The sequence below is a fragment of the Escherichia sp. 93.0816 genome (assembly GCF_013368855.2).
Classification (GTDB): Bacteria; Pseudomonadota; Gammaproteobacteria; order Enterobacterales; family Enterobacteriaceae; genus Escherichia; species Escherichia ruysiae.
The window spans coordinates 42020-63301 of the sequence record NZ_JABWNC020000013.1; the positions used below are offsets into that span (position 1 = coordinate 42020).

General features: G+C 51.7%; 23 protein-coding genes and 1 other annotated feature. Of the genes, 7 read left to right on the forward strand and 16 right to left on the reverse strand.

What is annotated here, in order from left to right; all coding sequences use genetic code 11:
- Positions 1-35: 35 nt before the first annotated feature.
- On the forward strand, positions 36-1802 hold the full coding sequence (adeD, locus tag HEM79_RS14510) for an adenine deaminase (protein WP_176241519.1): 1767 nt from the start codon (positions 36-38) through the stop codon (positions 1800-1802).
- A gap of 43 nt (positions 1803-1845) precedes the next feature.
- On the opposite strand, the gene uhpT is transcribed toward adeD, so the two are convergent.
- The 7 genes from uhpT to ivbL all read right to left on the reverse strand — a co-directional run bounded on the left by uhpT (position 1846) and on the right by ivbL (position 9126).
- A complete protein-coding gene (gene uhpT / locus HEM79_RS14515) occupies positions 1846-3237 on the reverse strand; it encodes a hexose-6-phosphate:phosphate antiporter (RefSeq protein ID WP_000879190.1) in 1392 nt (463 codons plus the stop codon).
- Between the two features lie 202 nt (positions 3238-3439).
- Positions 3440-4759 (reverse strand): MFS transporter family glucose-6-phosphate receptor UhpC, encoded by a 1320-nt coding sequence (gene uhpC, locus HEM79_RS14520; protein WP_176241520.1) that lies wholly within the window; start codon positions 4757-4759, stop codon positions 3440-3442.
- A 9-nt stretch (positions 4760-4768) separates the two neighbouring features.
- On the reverse strand, positions 4769-6277 hold the full coding sequence (gene uhpB, locus HEM79_RS14525) for a signal transduction histidine-protein kinase/phosphatase UhpB (protein WP_010350494.1): 1509 nt from the start codon (positions 6275-6277) through the stop codon (positions 4769-4771).
- Positions 6277-6867, reverse strand: a complete 591-nt coding sequence (gene uhpA / locus HEM79_RS14530) for a transcriptional regulator UhpA (protein ID WP_000633666.1) — start codon at positions 6865-6867, stop codon at positions 6277-6279. The genes uhpB and uhpA overlap by 1 nt, the downstream gene beginning before the upstream one ends.
- 73 nt (positions 6868-6940) lie before the next feature.
- Complete coding sequence (gene ilvN, locus HEM79_RS14535) at positions 6941-7231, reverse strand: acetolactate synthase small subunit (protein ID WP_001181709.1); 291 nt, start codon at positions 7229-7231, stop codon at positions 6941-6943.
- Between the two features lie 3 nt (positions 7232-7234).
- Positions 7235-8923, reverse strand: coding sequence for an acetolactate synthase large subunit (ilvB, locus tag HEM79_RS14540; protein WP_000168415.1), 1689 nt, complete (start codon positions 8921-8923; stop codon positions 7235-7237).
- A 104-nt stretch (positions 8924-9027) separates the two neighbouring features.
- Positions 9028-9126, reverse strand: coding sequence for an ilvB operon leader peptide IvbL (gene ivbL, locus HEM79_RS14545; protein WP_016159932.1), 99 nt, complete (start codon positions 9124-9126; stop codon positions 9028-9030).
- 564 nt (positions 9127-9690) lie between these two features.
- Here ivbL and tisB point away from each other — a divergent pair.
- Positions 9691-9780: a type I toxin-antitoxin system toxin TisB gene (gene tisB, locus HEM79_RS14550; RefSeq protein WP_000060506.1), complete on the forward strand. Its 90-nt coding sequence runs from the start codon at positions 9691-9693 to the stop codon at positions 9778-9780.
- A gap of 297 nt (positions 9781-10077) precedes the next feature.
- Positions 10078-11262 carry a multidrug efflux MFS transporter EmrD gene (gene emrD / locus HEM79_RS14555; protein ID WP_176241521.1) on the forward strand — a complete coding sequence of 395 codons (1185 nt, stop codon included), beginning with the start codon at positions 10078-10080 and terminating at the stop codon, positions 11260-11262.
- Between the two features lie 6 nt (positions 11263-11268).
- Here the strand turns inward: emrD and HEM79_RS14560 are convergent, their stop codons facing one another.
- The 3 genes from HEM79_RS14560 to HEM79_RS14570 are packed head-to-tail and all read right to left on the reverse strand — an operon-like array spanning position 11269 to position 12462.
- Positions 11269-11766 carry a radical SAM protein gene (locus tag HEM79_RS14560; RefSeq protein ID WP_176241522.1) on the reverse strand — a complete coding sequence of 166 codons (498 nt, stop codon included), beginning with the start codon at positions 11764-11766 and terminating at the stop codon, positions 11269-11271.
- Complete coding sequence (locus tag HEM79_RS14565) at positions 11763-12125, reverse strand: DUF202 domain-containing protein (protein WP_001113439.1); 363 nt, start codon at positions 12123-12125, stop codon at positions 11763-11765. The genes HEM79_RS14560 and HEM79_RS14565 overlap by 4 nt, the downstream gene beginning before the upstream one ends.
- Positions 12115-12462, reverse strand: a complete 348-nt coding sequence (locus HEM79_RS14570) for a YidH family protein (protein WP_000703955.1) — start codon at positions 12460-12462, stop codon at positions 12115-12117. The genes HEM79_RS14565 and HEM79_RS14570 overlap by 11 nt, the downstream gene beginning before the upstream one ends.
- A gap of 107 nt (positions 12463-12569) precedes the next feature.
- Between HEM79_RS14570 and yidI the strand changes: the two genes are divergently transcribed.
- Entirely contained in the window at positions 12570-13019 is a 450-nt protein-coding gene (gene yidI / locus HEM79_RS14575) for a protein YidI (protein ID WP_176241523.1), read from the forward strand.
- Positions 13020-13085: 66 nt separating this feature from the next.
- On the opposite strand, the gene HEM79_RS14580 is transcribed toward yidI, so the two are convergent.
- From HEM79_RS14580 to ibpA, 3 genes are all read right to left on the reverse strand, one after another.
- On the reverse strand, positions 13086-14747 hold the full coding sequence (locus HEM79_RS14580; RefSeq protein WP_176241524.1) for a putative transporter: 1662 nt from the start codon (positions 14745-14747) through the stop codon (positions 13086-13088).
- Positions 14748-14942: 195 nt separating this feature from the next.
- Positions 14943-15371 carry a small heat shock chaperone IbpB gene (ibpB, locus tag HEM79_RS14585; RefSeq protein ID WP_001243431.1) on the reverse strand — a complete coding sequence of 143 codons (429 nt, stop codon included), beginning with the start codon at positions 15369-15371 and terminating at the stop codon, positions 14943-14945.
- A gap of 111 nt (positions 15372-15482) precedes the next feature.
- Entirely contained in the window at positions 15483-15896 is a 414-nt protein-coding gene (gene ibpA / locus HEM79_RS14590) for a small heat shock chaperone IbpA (protein WP_001243437.1), read from the reverse strand.
- Positions 15890-15962, reverse strand: a sequence feature (ROSE (Repression Of Heat Shock gene Expression) occurs in the 5'-region of heat shock genes and acts as an RNA thermometer to modulate expression.). It overlaps the preceding gene by 7 nt.
- Before the next feature lie 238 nt (positions 15963-16200).
- Here ibpA and HEM79_RS14595 point away from each other — a divergent pair.
- Entirely contained in the window at positions 16201-16533 is a 333-nt protein-coding gene (locus tag HEM79_RS14595) for a YceK/YidQ family lipoprotein (RefSeq protein WP_064732606.1), read from the forward strand.
- Here HEM79_RS14595 and HEM79_RS14600 read toward each other — a convergent pair whose 3' ends face one another.
- A complete protein-coding gene (locus HEM79_RS14600; protein WP_203218638.1) occupies positions 16534-17748 on the reverse strand; it encodes a DUF3748 domain-containing protein in 1215 nt (404 codons plus the stop codon). It abuts the gene before it with no gap.
- A gap of 100 nt (positions 17749-17848) precedes the next feature.
- On the opposite strand from HEM79_RS14600, the gene cbrA reads away from it, so the two are divergent.
- Together cbrA and HEM79_RS14610 are read left to right on the forward strand one after the other, a co-directional pair.
- On the forward strand, positions 17849-18958 hold the full coding sequence (cbrA, locus tag HEM79_RS14605) for a colicin M resistance lipid reductase CbrA (protein ID WP_176241525.1): 1110 nt from the start codon (positions 17849-17851) through the stop codon (positions 18956-18958).
- An 80-nt stretch (positions 18959-19038) separates the two neighbouring features.
- Positions 19039-19695 (forward strand): YidX family protein, encoded by a 657-nt coding sequence (locus HEM79_RS14610; protein WP_176241526.1) that lies wholly within the window; start codon positions 19039-19041, stop codon positions 19693-19695.
- Between the two features lie 45 nt (positions 19696-19740).
- Here HEM79_RS14610 and yidA read toward each other — a convergent pair whose 3' ends face one another.
- Together yidA and HEM79_RS14620 are read right to left on the reverse strand one after the other, a co-directional pair.
- Positions 19741-20553, reverse strand: coding sequence for a sugar-phosphatase (gene yidA / locus HEM79_RS14615; protein ID WP_176241527.1), 813 nt, complete (start codon positions 20551-20553; stop codon positions 19741-19743).
- A gap of 114 nt (positions 20554-20667) precedes the next feature.
- A complete protein-coding gene (locus HEM79_RS14620) occupies positions 20668-21066 on the reverse strand; it encodes a YidB family protein (protein WP_064525964.1) in 399 nt (132 codons plus the stop codon).
- Positions 21067-21282 lie beyond the last annotated feature (216 nt).

The following is a 21282-nucleotide window of genomic DNA, read 5'->3' on the forward strand; positions in this document are numbered from 1 at the left end:
AATAATCAATTTGATAAAATCAAAATGAGAAAAACATGAATAATTCTATTAGCCATAAATTTCATTACATTAGTCGGAGCGAATACCAGGAATTGTTAGCCGTTTCCCGTGGCGAAGCCGTTGCCGATTATATTATTGATAATGTCTCTATTCTGGATCTGATCAATGGCGGAGAAATTTCCGGCCCGATTGTGATTAAAGGGCGTTACATTGCCGGTGTTGGTGCAGAATACGTCAACGCTCCGGCTTTACACCGAATTGATGCTAACGGCGCAACGGCAGTACCAGGATTTATTGATGCTCACCTGCATATTGAATCCAGCATGATGACGCCGGTCACCTTTGAAACCGCCACCCTGCCACGCGGCCTGACAACTGTTATTTGCGATCCCCATGAAATCGTCAATGTCATGGGCGAAGCCGGATTCGCCTGGTTTGCCCGCTGCGCCGAACAGGCAAAGCAGAATCAGTATTTGCAAGTCAGCTCTTGCGTACCCGCACTGGAAGGCTGCGATGTAAACGGTGCCAGTTTTACTCTCGAACAGATGCTCGCCTGGCGAGATCACCCGCAGGTTACTGGCCTCGCGGAGATGATGGACTACCCAGGCGTAATTCGCGGGCAGGATGCGCTGCTCGATAAACTGGACGCATTTCGTCATCTGACGCTGGACGGTCACTGCCCCGGTTTAGGCGGTAAAGAACTTAACGCCTATATTGCTGCCGGTATTGAAAACTGCCATGAGAGCTATTTGCTGGAAGAAGGCCGTCGGAAATTACAACTCGGCATGTCGTTGATGATCCGCGAAGGGTCTGCTGCCCGCAACCTCAACGCGCTGGCACCGTTGATCAACGAATTTAACAGCCCGCAATGTATGCTCTGTACCGATGACCGTAACCCGTGGGAAATCGCCCATGAAGGGCATATCGATGCCTTAATTCGCCGCCTGATCGAACAGCACAATGTGCCGCTGCATGTGGCATATCGCGTAGCCAGTTGGTCAACAGCGCGCCATTTTGGTCTTAATCATCTCGGTTTACTGGCGCCCGGCAAGCAGGCCGATATCGTCCTGTTAAGTGATGCGCGAAAGGTCACGGTGCAGCAGGTGTTGGTGAAAGGCGAACCGATTGACGCGCAAACTTTGCAGGCACAAGAGTCGGCGAGACTGGCGCAATCCGCCCCACCGTATGGCAATACTATTGCTCGCCAGCCGGTTTCCGCCAGCGACTTTGCCCTGCAATTTACGCCCGGAAAACGCTACCGGGTGATTGACGTTATCCATAATGAGCTGATTACGCACTCCCGCTCCAGCGTCTATAGCGAAAATGGTTTTGATCGCGATGATGTGTGCTTTATCGCCGTGCTTGAGCGTTACGGGCAACGGCTGGCTCCGGCCTGTGGCTTGCTCGGCGGCTTTGGTTTGAATGAAGGCGCGCTGGCTGCGACGGTCAGCCATGACAGCCATAATATTGTGGTGATCGGTCGCAGCGCAGAAGAGATGGCGCTGGCGGTCAATCAGGTGATTCAGGATGGCGGCGGGCTGTGTGTTGTACGTGACGGTCAGGTGCAGAGCCATCTACCGTTGCCCATTGCCGGGCTGATGAGCACCGACACGGCGCAGTCGCTGGCGGAGCAAATTGACGCCCTGAAAGTCGCCGCCCGCGAATGTGGTCCGTTACCGGATGAACCGTTTATTCAGATGGCGTTTCTTTCCCTGCCAGTGATCCCCGCGTTGAAACTGACCAGCCAGGGGTTGTTTGATGGCGAGAAGTTTGCCTTCACTACGCTGGAAATTGCAGAATAAAAAAATGCCCGGCGTCATGCCGGGCAAAAGTCACCAGTTACGTTTATGCCACTGTCAACTGCTGAATTTTTTTCTCGCGGCGGATTTTGCGTTCTTCCATTACCGCGACTATCGCCATCAGGCAGATACAGCCAATTGCGGCGATATCCAGCGCGGCGAAGGTTCCAGCCCAGCCGGTGAGGCCGAATACCGGAGTACCATCGGCAATCATCCCCAGACCTAGCTTGGCAAAGCTGTCACCAATCAGGTAGGCGAAGGTGCCTTTAATCCCGTCGGCTGCGCCGATCGCTTTTTTCGGTACAAAGCCAACAGCCGCCACGCCAATCAACAGTTGCGGACCAAATACCAGGAAACCTAATGCAAAGAGAGAAGCCAGGTAGATATATTGATTGCTGGCGTGCTGATACACACCGAGTGTCGCGATAATCAGCGCCAGCGCGATGCAGGCGACCAGGCCACGGCGACCGTTCGCCAGGTCAGAGAGCCAGCCCCACAGCAGCGTACCGACCAGTGCGCCTGCTTCAAACAGCGTAAAGCCCTGAATCGCCACCGCTTTAGAGAGTTTCAGTTCCTGGAACGCGTACACGGTTGACCACTGGTCGATACCAATACGTACCACGTACAGGAAGATGTTGGCGAAGCACAGCAGCCAGATCACTTTGTTTTTCAGCACATACTCAACAAAGATCTGCCACTTGGTCATATCCGTGGACTCAGTCTCTTTGTCCTCTTCGCTGATCTCTTCACCAAACAGTTCTTCGGCTTTACCGAGGCCATAAGCTTCAGGGGAGTCACTGCCGTAACGCAGGCCGATAAAACCGACAATCAGCGCGATAATCGACGGGAAGATAAACATGCCGATCACATGACCGTCGAACAGGTAATTTGCACCGAACAACGCCACACCCGCCGCACCCGCGCCACCGAGGTTGTGGGAAATGTTCCAGAAACCGAGGAACGTCCCGCGCTTACGACGTGGCGTCCATTTGGTGATGGTGGAGTAACTGCATGAGCCGCCGGTACTCTGGAAAAAGCCGCTTAAGGCGTAAAAAGCAATCATCAGGAACAGGCTAACCGAGCCGCTGCCCATGCTGGCGCTGAAGCCCAGCATACAAATGGCGGAGAGAATCAGCATGAACGGCAGGAACTGTTTAGTGTTTTTGCCGTCGGCATAGTAGGAAACCAGCGTTTTACCCACGCCGTAAGTGATGGAGAAACCCAGGCCAATCATCCCCAGCTGCGTCATGCTCAACCCGTAAGTGGAGATCATGTCGTTCTGCGCAATGTTAAAGTTCTTGCGAATCAGATACATCGTCAGGTAGCCAATAAAGACCACCAGGTAGGATTGCATGAACGGTTTGAACCACATTTTGCGCCGCACTTCGAGCGGAAGATCCAGAGTCGGCTTGCGAACCTGGTTGAGGAAAGCCAGCATGGGTTACTCCTGATTCCCCATCGTTCTTCAAGCCGCAGATGCTTTAGCTGCATGTATTCCTGCGACTTGAATTAATTGGGGAAAGAATTAATGAATGATGGCATTGTAAAAATCAGCAGCCAATCAGGCCTGAGATAGTGTCCAGGCAAAACCTGGAAAATTTCTTAGTTTTGCCGGATATGAGGTAAAAAGGTGAGATGTATCACGCTTCGCGCGGTGCCTGAGCATTCAAAAAGGGCAGTAATAGCAAGGCCGAAATCCCGGCGGCAATAGAGATAACCACAAAAAAACCGCTCCAGTGCCAGGTATCGAGCACTTTCGCCAGCGGCCAACCAGCAAGCGACGCCCCCAGGTAAGCAAACAAGCCGACAAACCCCGTCGCCGCCCCTGCCGCTTCTTTGTGGGAACACTCTGCCGCCGCCATACCGATTAACATCTGCGGGCCAAAAACAAAAAAACCAATGGTGAAGAAGCAAGTCGCCTGCATCACGTAGCTGGCAAATGGCATCAGCCACAGCGAACCGACTGAAAGCAAAATCCCGGCGGCGAAAATCAAATTCATCGGCCCACGGTTACCATTAAATAGTTTGTCCGAACCCCAACCGGCAACCAGTGCACCGATAAATCCGCCCAGTTCAAACATCGTCACCGCCGTATTCGCCGTGACCAGATCGACGCCCAGCGTCTCGGACATGTACAAATTGCCCCAGTCGTTGATCGCTGCGCGAACCACGTAGACCAGCACGTAGCAGAACGAAAGCAACCAGATATACGGATTCAGCAACACATATTTGGTGAGGATCTCTTTACGCGTCAGCCCTGCTCCTTCTTGCTGCTGGGCGACCTCCAGCGCGTCGTGCCGCCATTCGCCGACCGCCGGTAAACCTAATGCCTGCGGGCGATCGCGCAGTCGCCAGCAAAGAAAAATCCCCACGACTATCGCCATACAACCGGCAACCATCATCCCGATACGCCAACTGTAATGCAGCGCGACTGCCGCCATCACAATGGGGATCAACGCGCCGCCAACGTTGTGCGCCGTGTTCCATAACGCCCACCAACCGCCGCGCTCGGTACGTGAATACCAGGCGGTTAACAGCCGCGCACAAACCGGCGAACCCCAGCCCTGGAAAAAAGCGTTCAACACCCAGAGCACGGCAAACACCCATAGCGAAGTGGAAAATCCAAACAGAATGTTGATGATGCCTGTCGCAATAAGCCCCATCCCCATAAAATAACGCGCATTTGAGCGGTCGCTGACAATGCCGGAAACAAACTTCGACAAACCGTAGGTGATGTAAAACAGGGTTGCTAACAGGCCGATATCGCTACGACTTAGCACGCCAGTGGCAAGGATTTCTGGCATAGCGGCGTTAAAACTCTTACGCGTGAAATAAAACAGCGCATAGCCCAACCAGATTGTCAGCAAAATATGCCGACGCCAGTAGCGATAGCGGGCATCAATTTCACGTTTATCGCTTATCAGCGGCGCGTCGGCAGGCGCTTTCAGGAACTGCAACATCATCAAGCCTTACACATAACGTTGGGGTAGAGAGACACTGACGCGCGTGCCGTGCAGACAAGATATGGTCAAGGTGCCGCCCAACGCCGTTACGCGCTCGCGCATTCCGGTGAGACCAAAACCGTGTTGACCTGAATCTGGCGGCAAACCGCTACCATCGTCGTCAATCACCAGCATCAATCGCTCATCCTGCTGCCAGCCTTGCAGCGTGACCGCACTGGCATCGGCATGTTTCACAATGTTGTTCAGCCCTTCCTGGCAGACTCGAAACAGCGTCACACGCTGGTTTTCACTTAATGCTGATTCATCTATCCGCCATTCGAGATGACTGACAATGCCGCGACCTTCCAGCTCCATTTCTCGCATCAGTGAACGGATAGCCTGCTCCAGGGTGAGGTCATCCAACTGGCGCGGACGTAACCGCCCTAACAAGCGGCGCACCGCGTCGTAAACCCCCAGCGACAGTTGTTCGATTAACTGCCCGCTCTGCTTCACGCTGGCGTTATCTGCCGCCAGCCGCTGAACAATGCCCGCCTGAGTACGAATGGCGGTGATGGTCTGACCGATATCGTCGTGCAGTTCACGCGCCACATCGCGGCGCACGCTCTCTTCGGTTTCCAGCAAACGTTCGGCAAGATGCTGATTGCGTGCCAGCTCCTTCTGTAGCGACTGGTTAAGCTCACGCAGTCGCTGAATACCTGCGCCAAGTAACAGCCCCGTCAAACTTTGCACCAGAAGCGAGAGCAATAAATCTACCGGATGATCGCGCCATGTCTGGCTGGCAATCAGCGCAATGGCATTCATCAGCGTCGCAATCAGCGCCCCTTGCCAACCATAGTGCCAGGCCAGAGCGATAATCGGCAGCGCCAGGCAGAATGGCGTAAAACGCGACAGTTCGTTCGGCAGTCCCAGTTGCAGCCAGAGGCTGATAACAAACAGCAGCAAGTACCAAATCAGATGCCGCCCGCGCCAGTTTATCGGCTGAGAAACCAGCGACGGTCCCAGCGGCAGCCAGGTGTTATTCGCCAGGTAGTGCCAGAACACAAGGCAAACAGGAGCCAGCGTCAGACCACCAGTTAAGGTTAATAACAACGCGTTCCACGATTCGTTACCATACCCGTGCCAAAGCCAGGGCAGCGACTGTAACAACGCTGCCGCCGTCAACGCAGCCCCCTGTAACAACAATGTGCGCCAGTCGCGCTGATGCCGAAAGCGGGAAATCAACGCCACGGGCAGTAACGTCAATAAACTACCGATCATCAATAACGGAAAATGCGTTAACCCGACAGCCTGCGTCAGCCAGTAAATCAGCAGCCATTCCGCGCCCAGCAACACGGGCCAGTATCCGCGCGGGCATTGCAACATCAGCCCCAGTCGCAGACCAAACGGAAACAGCAATACCGCCAGATCCGGTCGTTCAACCAGATGCAGGCTAATACTCCACAGGCAAAACCATGCGGCAGAGAAGATAAAAAAGCAGGAAATTACAGTATTTAAGCGGGAGAAAAATGTCTTCATCACCAGCCATCAAACATGCGGCGAGCCAGTTCAACATCGTTACTGACGCCCAGTTTGTCCATCAGATTAGCGCGATGTACGTGCACAGTTTTCGGCGACAAGCCCAGTTCAGCGGCAATCTCTTTCACCGCCATCCCTTGCGCCAGCTTTTCCGCCACCTGACGTTCGCGTTTGGTCAGCGGATCCTGGCGACCGGATGCCAGTTTAATGGCGATATCTGGCGTCAGATAACAGCCGCCCGTGGCAACGGTATGCACCGCAGCGATCAGTTCGTCCGGGCTACAGCGTTTGGAGAGAAAGCCACGCGCGCCCGCATTGAGCGCCTGTTCAACCAGCGCCGGGCTGTCATGAACGGAGAGCATAATCGTCGCCATACCTTTTGGAAGCTGGCTTAATAATTCCAGTCCGGAAATATCCGGCATAGAAATGTCGCAAATACACACCTGCACACCGCGCCCTGGCAACCCGGCCAGCGCCTCGCGCCCCGAACCAAACTCGGCAACTACCTGCAAATCAGGTTCCAGCCCCAGCAACTGCGCAAAGCCGGAGCGGACGATAAGGTGATCGTCTATAAGGGCAACGGTTATCATGGTCTTGTCCTGGCGGGTAAAAAAAACGCGCTTACCTTAACGATAAGCGCGCCGCTGTTCAAGCCTTGAGCGGTTACTGAAAGAACACAGCAATCTTGTTAAACATGGTTGGGTCGGACTGATTACGCTGCACTTTTACCACATCTTCCAGTTTGTCGATCTGGCTTATCATCTGCTCCAGCCGCTGATCATCATTCACCAGTAGCCAGATATGGCTTTTGTCGCTGTCCTGAACAGGCAGACAGAGAATGCCTTCAACGTTAAAGGCGCGGCGGGCAAAAAGCCCACAAACGTGGGTCATTACACCCGGATGGTTGCGAACGGTGAGTTCCAGAATCACGTTGTCATGAGTTGTATTTTGCATGGTTTATTCCCCCACCATTTCAGTATTCGCCGCACCTGGCGGCACCATCGGGTAAACTTTTTCTTCCGCATCAATCCGTACATGAATCAGTGCCGGACCAGGGCGATTAATAATTTCTTGCAACGCGGCCTGCGGATCGGCTTCGTTATTCAAATCACACGTTTCGAGGCCGAATCCGGCGGCAATCTGCATAAAATTGATTTTGCCCGGATAGGTAGCGGCAAAAACGCCCTGCTTGTAGAACAGACTTTGTTGCTGATGCACCAGCCCCAGTGCTTCGTTGTTCATCAGAATGATTTTGACATCAAGCTGGTTTTCGCTGGCGGTGGCCATCTCCTGAATATTCATCATCAGACTGCCGTCACCGGAAAAACACAACACTTTGCGATCAGGGTTCGCCAGCGCCGCGCCAATCGCCGCAGGCAGACCAAAGCCCATCGTTCCCAGCCCGCCAGAGGTCAGCCACTGACGTGGACGATTGAGCGGATAAGCCTGCGCCGTCCACATCTGATGTTGACCAACATCGGTGGTAATAATCGCGTTGTCATCCACGCAGGCGGCAACGGCATTAATCAGGCCGTAATGTGTTAAGGGATCGCACGCTTTTGGAATTGGACATGGGTATTCGCGCTGTAAATCAGCCACCAGTTGATGCCACTCTTCTCGCGGCTGGGCTTCCACCTGCGGGATCAGTTGCGCCAGCACGTCATCGACATCCGCCTGAATCGCTACATGCGGTTGCTTCACTTTACCCAGCTCTGCGCGGTCGATATCCACATGGATGATTTTGGCGTTCGGACAGAACTCCTCAGTTTTGCCAATCGCCCGGTCATCAAAACGAGCTCCGAGAACAATCAGCAGATCCGCCTCCTGCAAGATATAGTTGGTGCTGCGCACGCCGTGCATCCCCAGCATACCCAGCGACAGTGGATGCGCTTTTGGCAACATGCCCAGCGCCATTAAGGTCATGGTGGTGGGCAATTGCGCTTTCTCTGCCAGTTCACGCACCCGCTCAGGTGCGTTGATCACACCGCCGCCCAGATAAAGTATCGGACGTTTGGCAGCGTTAATCATCGCTGCCGCATCACAAATACTCTCTTCGCTAAAGGCGGGTGCGGCGGCTTTTTCTGCCATAGCCGGCTGTTCTTCAATCTCAAAAACCGCTGTTTGCACATCCTTAGGAATGTCTATCCACACCGGGCCAGGGCGGCCTGATTGCGCAATGCGGAAGGCATCGCTCATGACCTGCGGGAGTTCTTCGATATGCCTGACCAGATAGTTATGTTTGGTGATGGGGATAGAGATGCCGTAGGTATCGACTTCCTGGAAGGCGTCGGTGCCAATCATCGAGGCCGGAACCTGACCGGTGATGCAAATCAGCGGGATGGAGTCCAGCCGCGCATCGGCAATGGCGGTCACCAGGTTAGTCGCCCCCGGCCCACTACAGGCCATGCAAACCGCTGGTTTGCCGTCGGTACGCGCCATCCCCTGGGCGATAAATCCCGCGCCCTGTTCGTGACGAGCCAGAATATGGCGGATTTGCGTGCTTTGGCTTAAGGCGTCATAAACAGGGAGAATCGAGCCGCCCGGTATCCCCGTCACAATCTTAATGCCCTGCTGTTCCAGAAAATGAACGATAAATTCTGCGCCGGTAAAACGCTTGCGTGTCGATGTTATGCCCGAACTTGCCATGCTCCAGTCCTTTTCTTTTGAGCCGACTTTCCGGGGGCGCTTAAACGAAAAACCCCGCCCGGTTTGCGCCGACGGGGTTTTGGAATCGTGTGTTGTTCCAGTCCCTACGGCGCATTGCCGACGACCACCACCACACGCACGACGACCACTGCGGCGGATGGCGCAGTTGGTAGTAGTTTTGCGTTGAGCATGGAAATAGTCATTGGGGACCTTGTTGGTTTTGTGTTTAACAATATTTATACAAGCACAGGTTTACAGGGGAGACAATGGAAAATTTTTCATCAAGGGAAAATTGAGGGATTGATCACGTTTTGTACTGAAATCGCGGGTAACAAAAAACCCCGCCGGAGCGAGGTTTCGTCAGCCGCTCGCGGCTGGTAACCGCAAAGCACACTGTATTATGTCAACACTGAAAGTATACGTGTTCCGCGTAGAACACGCAATTTCGGCACGAATTTTGACTTATTTAGCGCATAGTTGAGTATCGATCACAGTTTGCGTTTTGTCTAAAAATTACTGTTTATTTATACAGTACAATTCTATAATATCACTGTACGCAATGTGTTATGCGGGGCCGCATCGTTACCCGGCGCACTAAGTCCTGGCTGAAACGGGTGGTGCCGTCAGCGCCTTAACCCCGCGTGAGCACACTGTGTTATGTCAACAGCACAACGTTTCTCCTTGAGATACCGCGTGCACAACAGCCGACCACAGGCAGCGGAAAGGTACGTCGGCTGGTAAGTGCTCCTGAACCACAGGAGACGCGTATGAGCCTGGTGGATATCGCCATTCTTATCCTCAAACTCATTGTTGCAGCACTGCAACTGCTTGATGCTGTTCTGAAATACCTTAAGTAATTCAGATTCAAGCCGCACTAAAGGGGAGCGGGAAACCGCTCCCCTTTCATATTCTGCTTGCGAATGAGTGTCGGATGCGATGCTGATGCATCTTTTCCGACCTACAGAATTTATTTAAGTCAAAGTCCCTTCCGGCAACATTTATTGCCGCTTTTGTTTATATATTCTGCCGTTTTTCTTATTACTATTCCTCATATATATCTGGCTAACATTTATCAATGTGATAGATTTCTCTCCCGCATTTATTCGAATGCGTAGTAACTTATTCTAAATATATTTTTATAAGCGTCTGTGATAATGAAAAGGCATAGAAACGTCAATTTATTATTGATGTTGGTATTACTCGTGGCCGTCGGTCAGATGGCGCAAACTATTTATATTCCTGCTATTGCCGATATGGCGCGCGATCTCAACGTCCGTGAAGGGGCGGTGCAGAGCGTAATGGGCGCTTATCTGCTGACCTACGGTGTCTCACAACTATTTTATGGCCCAATTTCCGACAGGGTTGGTCGTCGCCCGGTGATCCTCGTCGGAATGTCCATTTTTATGTTAGCGACGCTGGTTGCGGTCACCACCTCCAGCCTGACGGTATTGATTACTGCCAGCGCAATGCAGGGGATGGGAACCGGTGTCGGTGGTGTGATGGCGCGTACATTGCCGCGTGATTTGTATGAACGGACACAGCTACGTCACGCTAATAGCATGTTAAATATGGGTATTCTCGTCAGCCCTTTGCTCGCACCATTAATTGGCGGCCTGCTGGATACCATGTGGAACTGGCGAGCCTGTTACCTGTTTTTATTGGTGCTTTGTGCTGGTGTGACCTTCAGTATGGCGCGCTGGATGCCAGAAACGCGCCCTGTCGATGCGCCGCGTACGCGTCTGCTCACCAGCTACAAAACACTCTTTGGAAATGGCGGTTTTAACTGCTATTTACTGATGCTGATTGGCGGTCTGGCAGGGATCGCCGCCTTCGAAGCCTGTTCTGGTGTGCTGATGGGCGCAGTATTAGGGCTGAGCAGTATGACGGTCAGTATTTTGTTTATTCTGCCAATTCCGGCGGCATTTTTCGGTGCATGGTTTGCCGGACGCCCGAATAAGCGGTTCTCTTCGTTGATGTGGCAGTCCGTTATCTGTTGCCTGCTGGCAGGACTGATGATGTGGATCCCCAGCTGGTTTGGCGTAATGAGTGTCTGGACGCTGCTCGTTCCCGCAGCACTGTTCTTTTTCGGTGCCGGGATGCTGTTTCCGCTGGCAACCAGCGGCGCGATGGAGCCTTTCCCCTTCCTGGCGGGCACGGCTGGCGCACTGGTCGGCGGTCTGCAAAACATTGGTTCCGGCGTGCTGGCGTCGCTCTCTGCGATGTTGCCGCAAACCGGTCAGGGCAGCCTGGGGTTATTGATGACCTTAATGGGATTGTTGATCGTGCTGTGTTGGCTGCCGCTGGCGACGCGGATGTCGCAGCAGGGACAGCCCGTTTAACTCACGTCACCACAGCATCGTCATCAACTCCACTGGAGAACGATGCTGCTTTATCAAGTCGCGCATTACCCGCATGTGCGGCGCGGAGTGGGAATAAAAAGCCTGATAGCCTGCACAAAGTACCTTACCCGGCTGACCATCCCGGGCATGAGGGCAAAGGAGATACCAGTCACACTCCTGACAGCCCCGCCGTGGTTGTTGGCTTTCGTTCCCGCACCATTTTTGCAGCGTGACATCAAAAAGCTCGATTGATATACGACTGATATCTGTCCGCACCCAACAATCGAACAGGGCGATTAAAAATTGTCCCCATAACTCGGTTGTCACCGACGCTGCCGTCAGCTCGCCCCGGTCATCAAATTCTATATGGGGAATGAGTTGCACGGCGCGGATGCCCCTCTGTTTGAAATTCTGATAAAAATCACCTGGTTGTAATGCATCTTTATACTCTACAACCAGTTTATGCCTGTCCTCTTTAGCATTTATAACCTGACTTCCTGTCATGTGATTCTCTCAATTAATACGATAAGTTGGTGTATATGCGTAACAGCAAACAGTATTGCGAGAGATAACACCGCGAGGGAGATCATAAATTTGTCACGGATTACGCAAATTTGGGAAAAATCGCTATTAGCCACATCCATTAAATTACGATTTCGTGTATAGCGCCAGAGGATTAGTGCCACAAAGGCGAGGATGCCAATAGAAATCCAGAACAATATGCCTGACTGATGCCAGTTGTGTTTGATGGCCAGCGCCATCAACGCGCCGTAGCCCAGCATGGTGCGAAACCATGCCAGCGATGTGCGTTCCGGCTGAAGGCCAGGGTCGGCAATCCGTCTGGCTTTGCGGCTATCCGGCATACAATACCAGTCCCATAACGATCACCGCCACGATCATCAATATTAAGCTGATGATTAATAAGCTGTTGGTGTAGGGTAAATCTTCTTTCAGACGCATCGCTTTTTCATTGCGTAACCAGCGCAGGTAACCATACATTGCCAGTCCGCCAGAAAATAAGCATAGCAATAACGCCAGCAGCTCGCGAATGACTGGCGTGGCGAAATCCGGCGCAAGCTGATCAAGCCCCACACCTGCTGCCAGAAACCCTAATGCAGTACGGATCCACGCCAAAAATGTACGCTCATTAGCCAACGAGAAGCGGTAATCGGGTGCTTCACCGAGGCGGGATATTTTCATTGTGGCTCCTTTGCAATTTCACAATAGCGGTGTTTTATCCGTCTATTTTTAGGAATTTCGGTCGATGTTTTCTTGATATGCTTTGCCATCCGCTACAAGGAGGTCAGATGGATATCTTAGCGCAAAATAAAATCAGTTCACTGGGTATGCTGTTCGGTGCCATCGCTTTAATGATGGGCATTATCCACTTTTCCTTCGGCCCTTTTTCCGCACCGCCGCCAACGCTTGAAAGCATCGTGGCGGACAAAACGGCTGAAATTAAAAGAGGTCTTCTCGCTGGAATAAAAGGTGAAAAAATTACGACAGTGGAGAAAAAAGAGACGCCTGATATCGATAAAATCCTCGATCAAGGCGGCATCGCACTGGCCATTGCCGCACTACTTTGCGCATTTGTTGGCGGTATGCGTAAGGAAAATCGCTGGAGCATTCGCGGCGCTCTGGTATTTGGCGGCGGGACGCTGGCTTTCCATACCTTGCTTTTTGGTATCGGCATCATCTGCGGTCTTCTGCTGATATTCCTGATCTTTTCCTTCCTGACCGGCGGCTCACTGGTTTAAGCGGCTCGGTGGTGTTCTTAAATACCAGGTGGAGTGCCGTTTACGGCGACTCCACCCGCAAAAGAATTAACCGATACTCCAGAAAAGCACCGCAAGTAACTGTGGTGTGATAATGCGCAGGAACATGACTAACGGATACACCGTGGCGTAAGAGAGTGCCGCTGCACCGCTGGTAGGATGAAGATTATTGGCAAACGCCAGCGCCGGAGGATCGGTCATAGAGCCAGCCAACATCCCGCACATGGTCAGGTAATTCATTTTGGCTAACATCCGCGCCAGAATGCCGACTGTAATCAGCGGAATTGCGGTGATCAGGGCACCATAACCAATCCAGCTTAGCCCCTCGCCATTGACCAGGGTATCGACAAAATTCCCACCGGATTTCAGACCCACTACCGAGAGGAACAGTACGATCCCCAGCTCCCGCAGCGCGAGGTTGGCGCTTGGTGGCATAAACCAGTAAAGCTTGCCGATACTGCCGATACGCCCAAGGATCAGCGCCATAATCAGCGGCCCCCCCGCCAGCCCCAGCTTCAATGCCGCCGGGAATCCAGGCACAAACACGGGAATAGAACCTAACAATACGCCAAGTCCGATGCCAATAAACACCGGTAACATCTGAACCTGTTGCAGTTTTTGCTGCGCATTACCTAATACATTAGCAACGGCATCAATAGCAGAAGGCCGCCCCACCAGGTTGAGGATATCGCCAAATTGCAGGCTAATATCGCCACTGGCGACCAGTTCAACCCCGGCACGGTTCAGGCGCGAGATAACTACGTCATAGCGTTCTTTAAAGTGCAGATCGCGAATACGTTTACCGAGCACATTTTCATTGGTGACCACCACGCGTTCAACGCGCAAATCGGTGCCTTTCGTTGATAGCGAAGTATCCACTTCCTGCCCAATCACCAATTGTGCATTATGCAAATCCGCAGGCTGTCCCACCAGATGCAGCAAATCGCCAAGTTGAATAACGGTCTCTGGCGAAGGCACTTTTAGGGTTTCTTCTCGTTTCAATCGTGAGCAGATAACTTTATCGCCATTAAGAATCGGCACATCTTTAATGGCTAAATTATGCAAATTAGGGTTCTCAACACGGATGTTAATCGTCCTGATTAGCGCACCGCCGTTGGTTCGCGTGGACTCGTGCTGCTGGGCCTCAGTCTCAACATTGACGCGGAAAATAACCCGCAGCATCCACATGGTGAACAAAATCCCACAAATGCCGAATGGATACGCCATCGCGTAACTCATCCCCATCTGATCGACCATCTCCATCGGTGTGCCGAGGTCGCGTAAGATTTGCTGACCTGCCCCCAATGCTGGCGTATTGGTGACCGCGCCAGAGAAAATCCCCAGCACCACAGGCAGTGGAATATCGAAAAGTTTATGCAGGATAGCGGTAACCAGACCGCCGATAATGACTATCAGAACAGCAAACAAGTTGAGGCGTAACCCGGAGACGCGCAATGAGGCAAAGAAGCCCGGCCCCACCTGAATCCCGATGGTATAAACAAACAGGATCAGGCCAAATTCCTGGATAACATGCAGCATATCGCTACTTAATGTCATCCCAGCCTGAGAAACGAAATGGCCGACGATGATCCCACCAAACAGCACGCCGCCAATGCCTAATCCTATGCCGCGAAACTTGACGTTGCCGATAAACAAACCGACAACCGCCACCAAAGCCAGAATACTGACTATTAATGCTATATCACTCATCGTCCATTTCTCTTGAAATAACATTTTAATTACCAGGGATTATGGCTGAATCGGTGAAGCAGATTTGCCTTATGGCGCACATTATCACGGGAAAGAGAGTGCCGGAACATCTTAACCTGGCGAAAATTAATACAGAGATGAAGATGGTAGATAAAAAAAGCCCCACCAGACTGGCGGGGCAAAAAGAATAGCTAATTAGCTATTTAACGCGGGACGTTCGCTGATAGCGATACGCTGCGCAGCGATGGGTTCAGGCTCATTACGAATTAAATCAATATGCAGTAAACCATTAACGAAGGTTGCGCCAGAGACTTCCATATTTTCAGCCAGCGTAAAACTCAGACTAAATGGCTGATTCATAAGCCCTTGATGCAACCATTTTTTCTCTTCTTTCGGCTGCTCAGGCGTGCCTTTTACGCTCAGGCGCGTACCTTCCAGTTGAATTTCTAAATCTTCCTGACGGAAACCAGCCAACGCCAGAGTAATGCGGTAGTGGTTATCGTCGCTTTTCTCAATGTTGTACGGCGGGAAGCTCTGGCTTTCACCGGCGTTTTGCAATGCGTTGGCCAGTTTGTCAAAACCGATCCATTGACGCATCAGTGGGGATAAATCGAAGTTACGCATAGTCATTTCTCCTTCTAAGAAGCGAGTAAGTACCTGCAAATCCGAAGATTCGCATATGCTCCCTGACGGCGAGCATGGAAATGTCAGGCCGCGCCTGGCGGCCTTAGGGAATTAGTTGATTTCGATACGGCGCGGTTTTTTCGCTTCCGGGATCACACGTTCGAGATCGATATACAGCAGACCATTTACCAGGTTAGCACCACGAACATGAATGTTCTCGGCTAACTGGAATTTGCGTTCAAAGTTGCGTTCAGCGATGCCCTGGTACAGATAGGTGCGCTCTTTTTGTTCGTCAGCATGAGCACCTTTCACCACCAGCAGATTGTCCTGGGCGGTAATTTCCAGTTCACTCTCAGCAAACCCCGCGACTGCGATAGCGATGCGGTAATGGTTTTCGTCTACCAGTTCAACGTTATACGGAGGGTAGCCACCATTACTCTGGCTCTGGTTGTTTTCTAAGTGGTTAAACAAACGGTCAAATCCAATAGCAGAACGGTAAAGCGGGGATAAATCAAAGTTACGCATAATCAATAGCTCCTGAAATCAGCGAGAATATAAGACCTTCCACAATGGACAGGTCGGGTAGCCAGAACACCCATCAGGCGCGTTCTCATCAGCTACGGTATAAAAATGGGTCTGGATATGCACTTTTCAAGCCTTTCCAACGGACTTTTTTTTGCAGTTTGTGGTCTATTGCATAGACTGGAGGACAGCACGAAACGTTAAAGTGCGATAGCCGCCACAGTGCGACATGATGATGATGTTATTTTCGGCAAGGGATCGCTATAACACATCATGCCAACACCCACGATTAACAGATGAATTTATTATGATAAGAAATGTGTTGTTAGCGTCCATGATATGCAGCGGAATGACATTACTCGGAGGATGCTCCAGCGTAATGTCCCATACCGGAGGTAAGGAGGGAACGTATCCCGGCACCCGCGCTAGTGTCACCATGATTGGCGATGACACGACAAACTGGGGAACCAAATCGCTGGCGATTCTCGATATGCCATTTACCGCAGTCATGGACACACTTTTGCTGCCGTGGGATGCGTTCCGCAAAGACAGTTCGGTGCGCTCGCGCGTGGAAAAAAGCGAAGCCGACGCGCAAGCCATCAATGCCGTCATTCCACCAGCCAGAATGCCAGCGAACTGACTAGCGACCCGTTTCGGTGATCCACAGCTGACCTGCTTCCATCCACGCCAGCCATTTACCGTCCGGCGAGAAGGCCACGGCGTCTGCCGAAGGTGGGTTGGCGTGATTATCAGTTAAATACTCAACCTCGCCGCTTTGCGCATGGGCACAAGCAATCCGATTATCCAGCACAAAGCCCAACCATTCTCCTGACGGATGCCAGTTAAATGCAGACTGAATATCCGTTTTGTTATGAGTTAACTGGCGCGGCTCACCGCCCTTTGGCGAGATAAGCCACAGTTGCACAATGCCGTTATCATCACGCATTAAAAACGCGATTTGCGTCCCCTGCGGGTTACAGCGTACCCAGTGGCGCGGGATGTTGACTAACCCCGGATAAGTCCGATGGTGTGTAAAGGTTAAACGTCGCTGCACGACGCCGCGCGGTGGCGCGGGCAGGGTTGTTTCCGTTCCGCTTAACGGCGCATCACCTGCCGCTTTCCAGCCAGTTTCATCTTGCGGCAGCTCGACAATAAACAGCTCCGGTACTTTCTCGCCCTTTGGCGAAAGCGTGTCGCCAATAAACGCCAGCGCGTGATTTCCTACCCATCCCTCTTCATAAGCGCGATTGATTTCATCACTGCCAGGCTGCGGCGTGGGTGTGGTTTTGCTCACCAGCACGCACCAGTGGCTACCGCTGTATTCACGCGGATGCTGCTTTTGTACGTTGACCGGGCCAAACGGTACGGCAACCCCGACGTTTCGCAAATCCAGAGCCGAATCAAGTTCATGCATTACATGGTCGTTATAAGTAAAACTCACCATTTCACCGTTCGGGCTAAAAACATGCACATGGCTGCCGCCGCGTAGCGCACCTGGGGTGTACGGAACGGTAATATCCATTGCATCGAGATTGCTCACCTTTCCATTTTCAACAATCACGCCACGGCGGTGATGGAAATCGTAATGCCATGTTTCATCAGGATTTTCAGGGCCGTGGATGAAGACATATTTCTCTGACTTCGGATGAACGGTCACCACGCCGACGTGTGCGCCCTGTGACGCCCGGTAGATAACCTCGACCTCGCCGGTATGGATATTCACGCGCTCAATGGTCTCGCCGGTAAACGACGCGCCAGAAGGACGCACATCAAACACCAGCCACTGGCTGTCGGGTGTCCAGGTATTGGTATTGGTGAGCAGGTGATTTCGTGAAGCGTTGGTGAGTTGTTTCATGGCGTGATCCTGATACAAAACGTTTCCCGCCATCATACTTCACAAGGACTTCACTTTCAGACAATAGTCTTTTGTCATCGTGATGAATGTGAGTAAAAAGATGGAACATTTCGACGTGGCGATTATTGGCCTCGGCCCGGCAGGTTCGGCGCTGGCGCGGCAGTTAGCAGGCAAAATGCAGGTCATCGCGCTGGATAAAAAGCACCAGTGCGGTACTGAAGGTTTCAGCAAGCCTTGTGGCGGTCTGTTGGCACCGGACGCACAGCGTTCTTTTATTCGCGATGGACTGACGCTTCCTGTCGATGTAATCGCCAATCCGCAGATTTTCAGCGTCAAAACCGTCGACGTCGCCGCATCGCTCACGCGTAACTACCAGCGGAGCTATATCAATATTAATCGCCATGCTTTCGACTTGTGGATGAAGTCACTGATCCCCGCCAGCGTTGAGGTTTACCACGACAGCCTGTGTCGAAAAATCTGGCGTGAGGATGATAAATGGCATGTCATTTTTCGCGCAGACGGCTGGGAGCAGCATATTACCGCCCGCTATCTGATCGGTGCCGATGGTGCAAATTCGATGGTGCGGCGACATCTTTATCCGGATCATCAGATTCGTAAATATGTCGCTATCCAGCAGTGGTTCGCAGAGAAGCATCCGGTGCCGTTCTACTCCTGCATCTTTGATAATGCGATAACGGACTGTTATTCATGGAGTATCAGCAAAGACGGTTATTTTATCTTTGGCGGAGCCTATCCGATGAAAGACGGTCAGGCGCGTTTCGCGGCGCTGAAAGAGAAAATGAACGCCTTTCAGTTCCAGTTTGGCAAAGCGGTGAAAAGCGAAAAATGCACGGTGCTGTTTCCCTCGCGCTGGCAGGATTTTGTCTGCGGTAAGGACAACGCCTTTCTTATTGGTGAAGCGGCGGGATTCATCAGCGCCAGCTCGCTGGAGGGGATTAGCTATGCGCTCGATAGCGCAGACATTCTTCGTTCGGTATTACTGAAGCAGCCAGAGAAGATCAATACCGCCTACTGGTGCGCCACCCGCAAATTGCGTTTAAAACTCTACGGCAAAATAGTAAAAAGCCGATGCTTAACCGCACCGACTTTAAGAAAGTGGATTATGCACAGTGGTTTTGCACATATTCCGCAGGCAAATGCGATTCCCACACGTGATTTATCGCACTACAAATGTCGGGCACAAATCTGAAAAGGAACATAAGAGACGGACAAATCTGGTCCTGAGAGTATGCTTTCAACGACTTTGCAAAACCTTCTAAAGGATTAACCATGTCGTTAAATTTTAATGGATTACTAAAAAGTGCCGGTTTGTTTTTGCTAACCCTTATGCTTTCAGGCTGTATCTCGTATGCTCTGGTTTCCCATACCGCAAAGGGTACATCAGGACAGTATCAATCGCAGTCAGACACCATCACGGGGCTATCGCAGGCAAAAGATAGTAATGGAACAAAAGGCTATGTTTTTGTAGGGGAATCGCTGGATTACCTTATCACTGGCGGCGCCGATGACATCGTTAAGATGCTCAATGATCCTGCACTTAACAGGCATAATATTCAGGTCGCTGACGACGCAAGATTTGTTTTAAATGCGGGGAAAAAGAAATTTACCGGCAAAATATCACTCTATTACAACTGGAGCACAGAAGAAGAAAAAGCACGAGTGACACAATATCATTTTGCCTGTGGTGTTCAGCACTGTACCCGGACAGTAGAAAACCTGGAAGGTACTATCCATGAGAAAAATAAAAACATGGATTACTCAAACGTAATGGCTTTCTACCATCCATTTAAAGTGCGATTTTATGAATACTATTCACCCAGAGGCATTCCGGATGGTGTTTCCGCAGCATTACTGCCAGTGACTGTTACGCTGGACATCGTCACCGCACCACTGCAATTTCTGGTTGTATATGCAGTAAACCAATAATCAGAGCAGCGGGCAAACGCGTTCATACTGTTTGCCCGCGACTGATTAATTCAGCACATACTTTTCGATTGCAAACGCCACGCCATCTTCCAGGTTGGATTTGGTGACAAAGTTTGCCACTTCTTTCACTGACGGGATAGCGTTATCCATCGCCACACCGACGCCTGCGTACTCAATCATTGCGATGTCGTTTTCCTGATCGCCAATCGCCATGATTTCTTCCGGTTTAATACCTAACACGTCGGCCAGTGATTTCACACCCGTACCTTTGTTAACGCGTTTATCGAGGATTTCGAGGAAGTATGGCGCACTTTTCAGCACGGTGTATTTCTCTTTTACTTCCTGCGGAATGCGCGCGATGGCCTGGTCAAGGATGGCGGGTTCATCAATCATCATCACTTTCAGGAACTGGGTGTCAGGGTTCATTTTCTCCGCTTCGCAGAACACCAGCGGAATGGTGGCAACAAATGATTCGTGCACCGTGTAATAGCTGATGTCACGGTTAGCAGTGTACAGCGTGGTGCGATCCAGCGCGTGGAAATGAGAACCGACTTCACGAGAGAGTTTTTCCAGGAAACGGTAGTCGTCATAGCTCAGGGCTGTTTGCGCCACGGTGCTACCATCGGCGGCCTTCTGCACCAGCGCGCCATTGTAAGTAATGCAGTAGTCACCCGGCTGTTCCATATGCAGTTCTTTCAGGTAGTTGTGAACGCCTGCATAAGGACGCCCTGTCGTCAGTACGACATTCACGCCACGGGCGCGAGCGGCGGCAATCGCGTTTTTAACAGCGGGAGAAATGGTGTGATCGGGCAGCAGAAGGGTGCCATCCATATCGATAGCAATGAGTTTGATAGCCATGAGTTCCCCAGGTAGATTGGTTCCTGACCCATGCTAACGCGATTCCGCTCAAAAATCAGTACAACACCGGAGGGAAAAGGGGGATGCAACGCGCGTTGCGTGCTCCCCTTTTGCTTAGCGGAAGAGTTTCCCTTTCAGTAACTCCATACCTGCGGAAAGCAGATCGTTATTGGCTTGCGGCGAAACTTCGCCCTGCGGCGAGAGAGCATCAATAATCTTCGGCAATTGTTCCGCCAGCATGTTAGAAGCAGCACTGGTATCTACGCCGAGTTTTTGCCCGAGATCGGACACCGCGTTTGTGCCGAGCGCCGACTCCAGTTGCTCGCCGCTCACCGGCTGATTGCCCTGTTGATTACTCAACCAGGTTGAGAGAATGGCACCTAAACCGCCACTTTGCAGTTTTTCCAGCAGCACCTGAATACCACCCTGCTCCTCAACCCAACTTAAAATCGCCTGATATTTCCCCGCATCGCCTTTCAGAAAGGCACCGACAACTTCATCAAAAAGCCCCATGATATTCACCTGTAAAGCGTTACGTGTTGACTCAAAAAGTATAGTTCTGCGGGATGATAATTGCGGATTGCAGAAATAAAAAGAGCGGAGATTATCTCCACCCTTTTTATTACTTATAGCTTCTTACCGGATGCGGCGTGGACGCCTTATCTGGCCTACAAAATATTGCAAATTCAATATATTGCAGAATTTTCGTAGGCCTGGTAAGCGTAGCGC

Bases quoted from the DNA above. Each gene is read 5' to 3' on its own strand.
- adeD (WP_176241519.1), top strand. From the start codon at position 36: ATGAATAATTCTATTAGCCATAAATTTCATTACATTAGTCGGAGCGAA.
- uhpT (WP_000879190.1), bottom strand. From the start codon at position 3,237: ATGCTGGCTTTCCTCAACCAGGTTCGCAAGCCGACTCTGGATCTTCCG.
- uhpC (WP_176241520.1), bottom strand. From the start codon at position 4,759: ATGTTGCAGTTCCTGAAAGCGCCTGCCGACGCGCCGCTGATAAGCGAT.
- uhpB (WP_010350494.1), bottom strand. From the start codon at position 6,277: ATGAAGACATTTTTCTCCCGCTTAAATACTGTAATTTCCTGCTTTTTT.
- uhpA (WP_000633666.1), bottom strand. From the start codon at position 6,867: ATGATAACCGTTGCCCTTATAGACGATCACCTTATCGTCCGCTCCGGC.
- ilvN (WP_001181709.1), bottom strand. From the start codon at position 7,231: ATGCAAAATACAACTCATGACAACGTGATTCTGGAACTCACCGTTCGC.
- ilvB (WP_000168415.1), bottom strand. From the start codon at position 8,923: ATGGCAAGTTCGGGCATAACATCGACACGCAAGCGTTTTACCGGCGCA.
- ivbL (WP_016159932.1), bottom strand. From the start codon at position 9,126: ATGACTATTTCCATGCTCAACGCAAAACTACTACCAACTGCGCCATCC.
- tisB (WP_000060506.1), top strand. From the start codon at position 9,691: ATGAGCCTGGTGGATATCGCCATTCTTATCCTCAAACTCATTGTTGCA.
- emrD (WP_176241521.1), top strand. From the start codon at position 10,078: ATGAAAAGGCATAGAAACGTCAATTTATTATTGATGTTGGTATTACTC.
- HEM79_RS14560 (WP_176241522.1), bottom strand. From the start codon at position 11,766: ATGACAGGAAGTCAGGTTATAAATGCTAAAGAGGACAGGCATAAACTG.
- HEM79_RS14565 (WP_001113439.1), bottom strand. From the start codon at position 12,125: ATGCCGGATAGCCGCAAAGCCAGACGGATTGCCGACCCTGGCCTTCAG.
- HEM79_RS14570 (WP_000703955.1), bottom strand. From the start codon at position 12,462: ATGAAAATATCCCGCCTCGGTGAAGCACCCGATTACCGCTTCTCGTTG.
- yidI (WP_176241523.1), top strand. From the start codon at position 12,570: ATGGATATCTTAGCGCAAAATAAAATCAGTTCACTGGGTATGCTGTTC.
- HEM79_RS14580 (WP_176241524.1), bottom strand. From the start codon at position 14,747: ATGAGTGATATAGCATTAATAGTCAGTATTCTGGCTTTGGTGGCGGTT.
- ibpB (WP_001243431.1), bottom strand. From the start codon at position 15,371: ATGCGTAACTTCGATTTATCCCCACTGATGCGTCAATGGATCGGTTTT.
- ibpA (WP_001243437.1), bottom strand. From the start codon at position 15,896: ATGCGTAACTTTGATTTATCCCCGCTTTACCGTTCTGCTATTGGATTT.
- HEM79_RS14595 (WP_064732606.1), top strand. From the start codon at position 16,201: ATGATAAGAAATGTGTTGTTAGCGTCCATGATATGCAGCGGAATGACA.
- HEM79_RS14600 (WP_203218638.1), bottom strand. From the start codon at position 17,748: ATGAAACAACTCACCAACGCTTCACGAAATCACCTGCTCACCAATACC.
- cbrA (WP_176241525.1), top strand. From the start codon at position 17,849: ATGGAACATTTCGACGTGGCGATTATTGGCCTCGGCCCGGCAGGTTCG.
- HEM79_RS14610 (WP_176241526.1), top strand. From the start codon at position 19,039: ATGTCGTTAAATTTTAATGGATTACTAAAAAGTGCCGGTTTGTTTTTG.
- yidA (WP_176241527.1), bottom strand. From the start codon at position 20,553: ATGGCTATCAAACTCATTGCTATCGATATGGATGGCACCCTTCTGCTG.
- HEM79_RS14620 (WP_064525964.1), bottom strand. From the start codon at position 21,066: ATGGGGCTTTTTGATGAAGTTGTCGGTGCCTTTCTGAAAGGCGATGCG.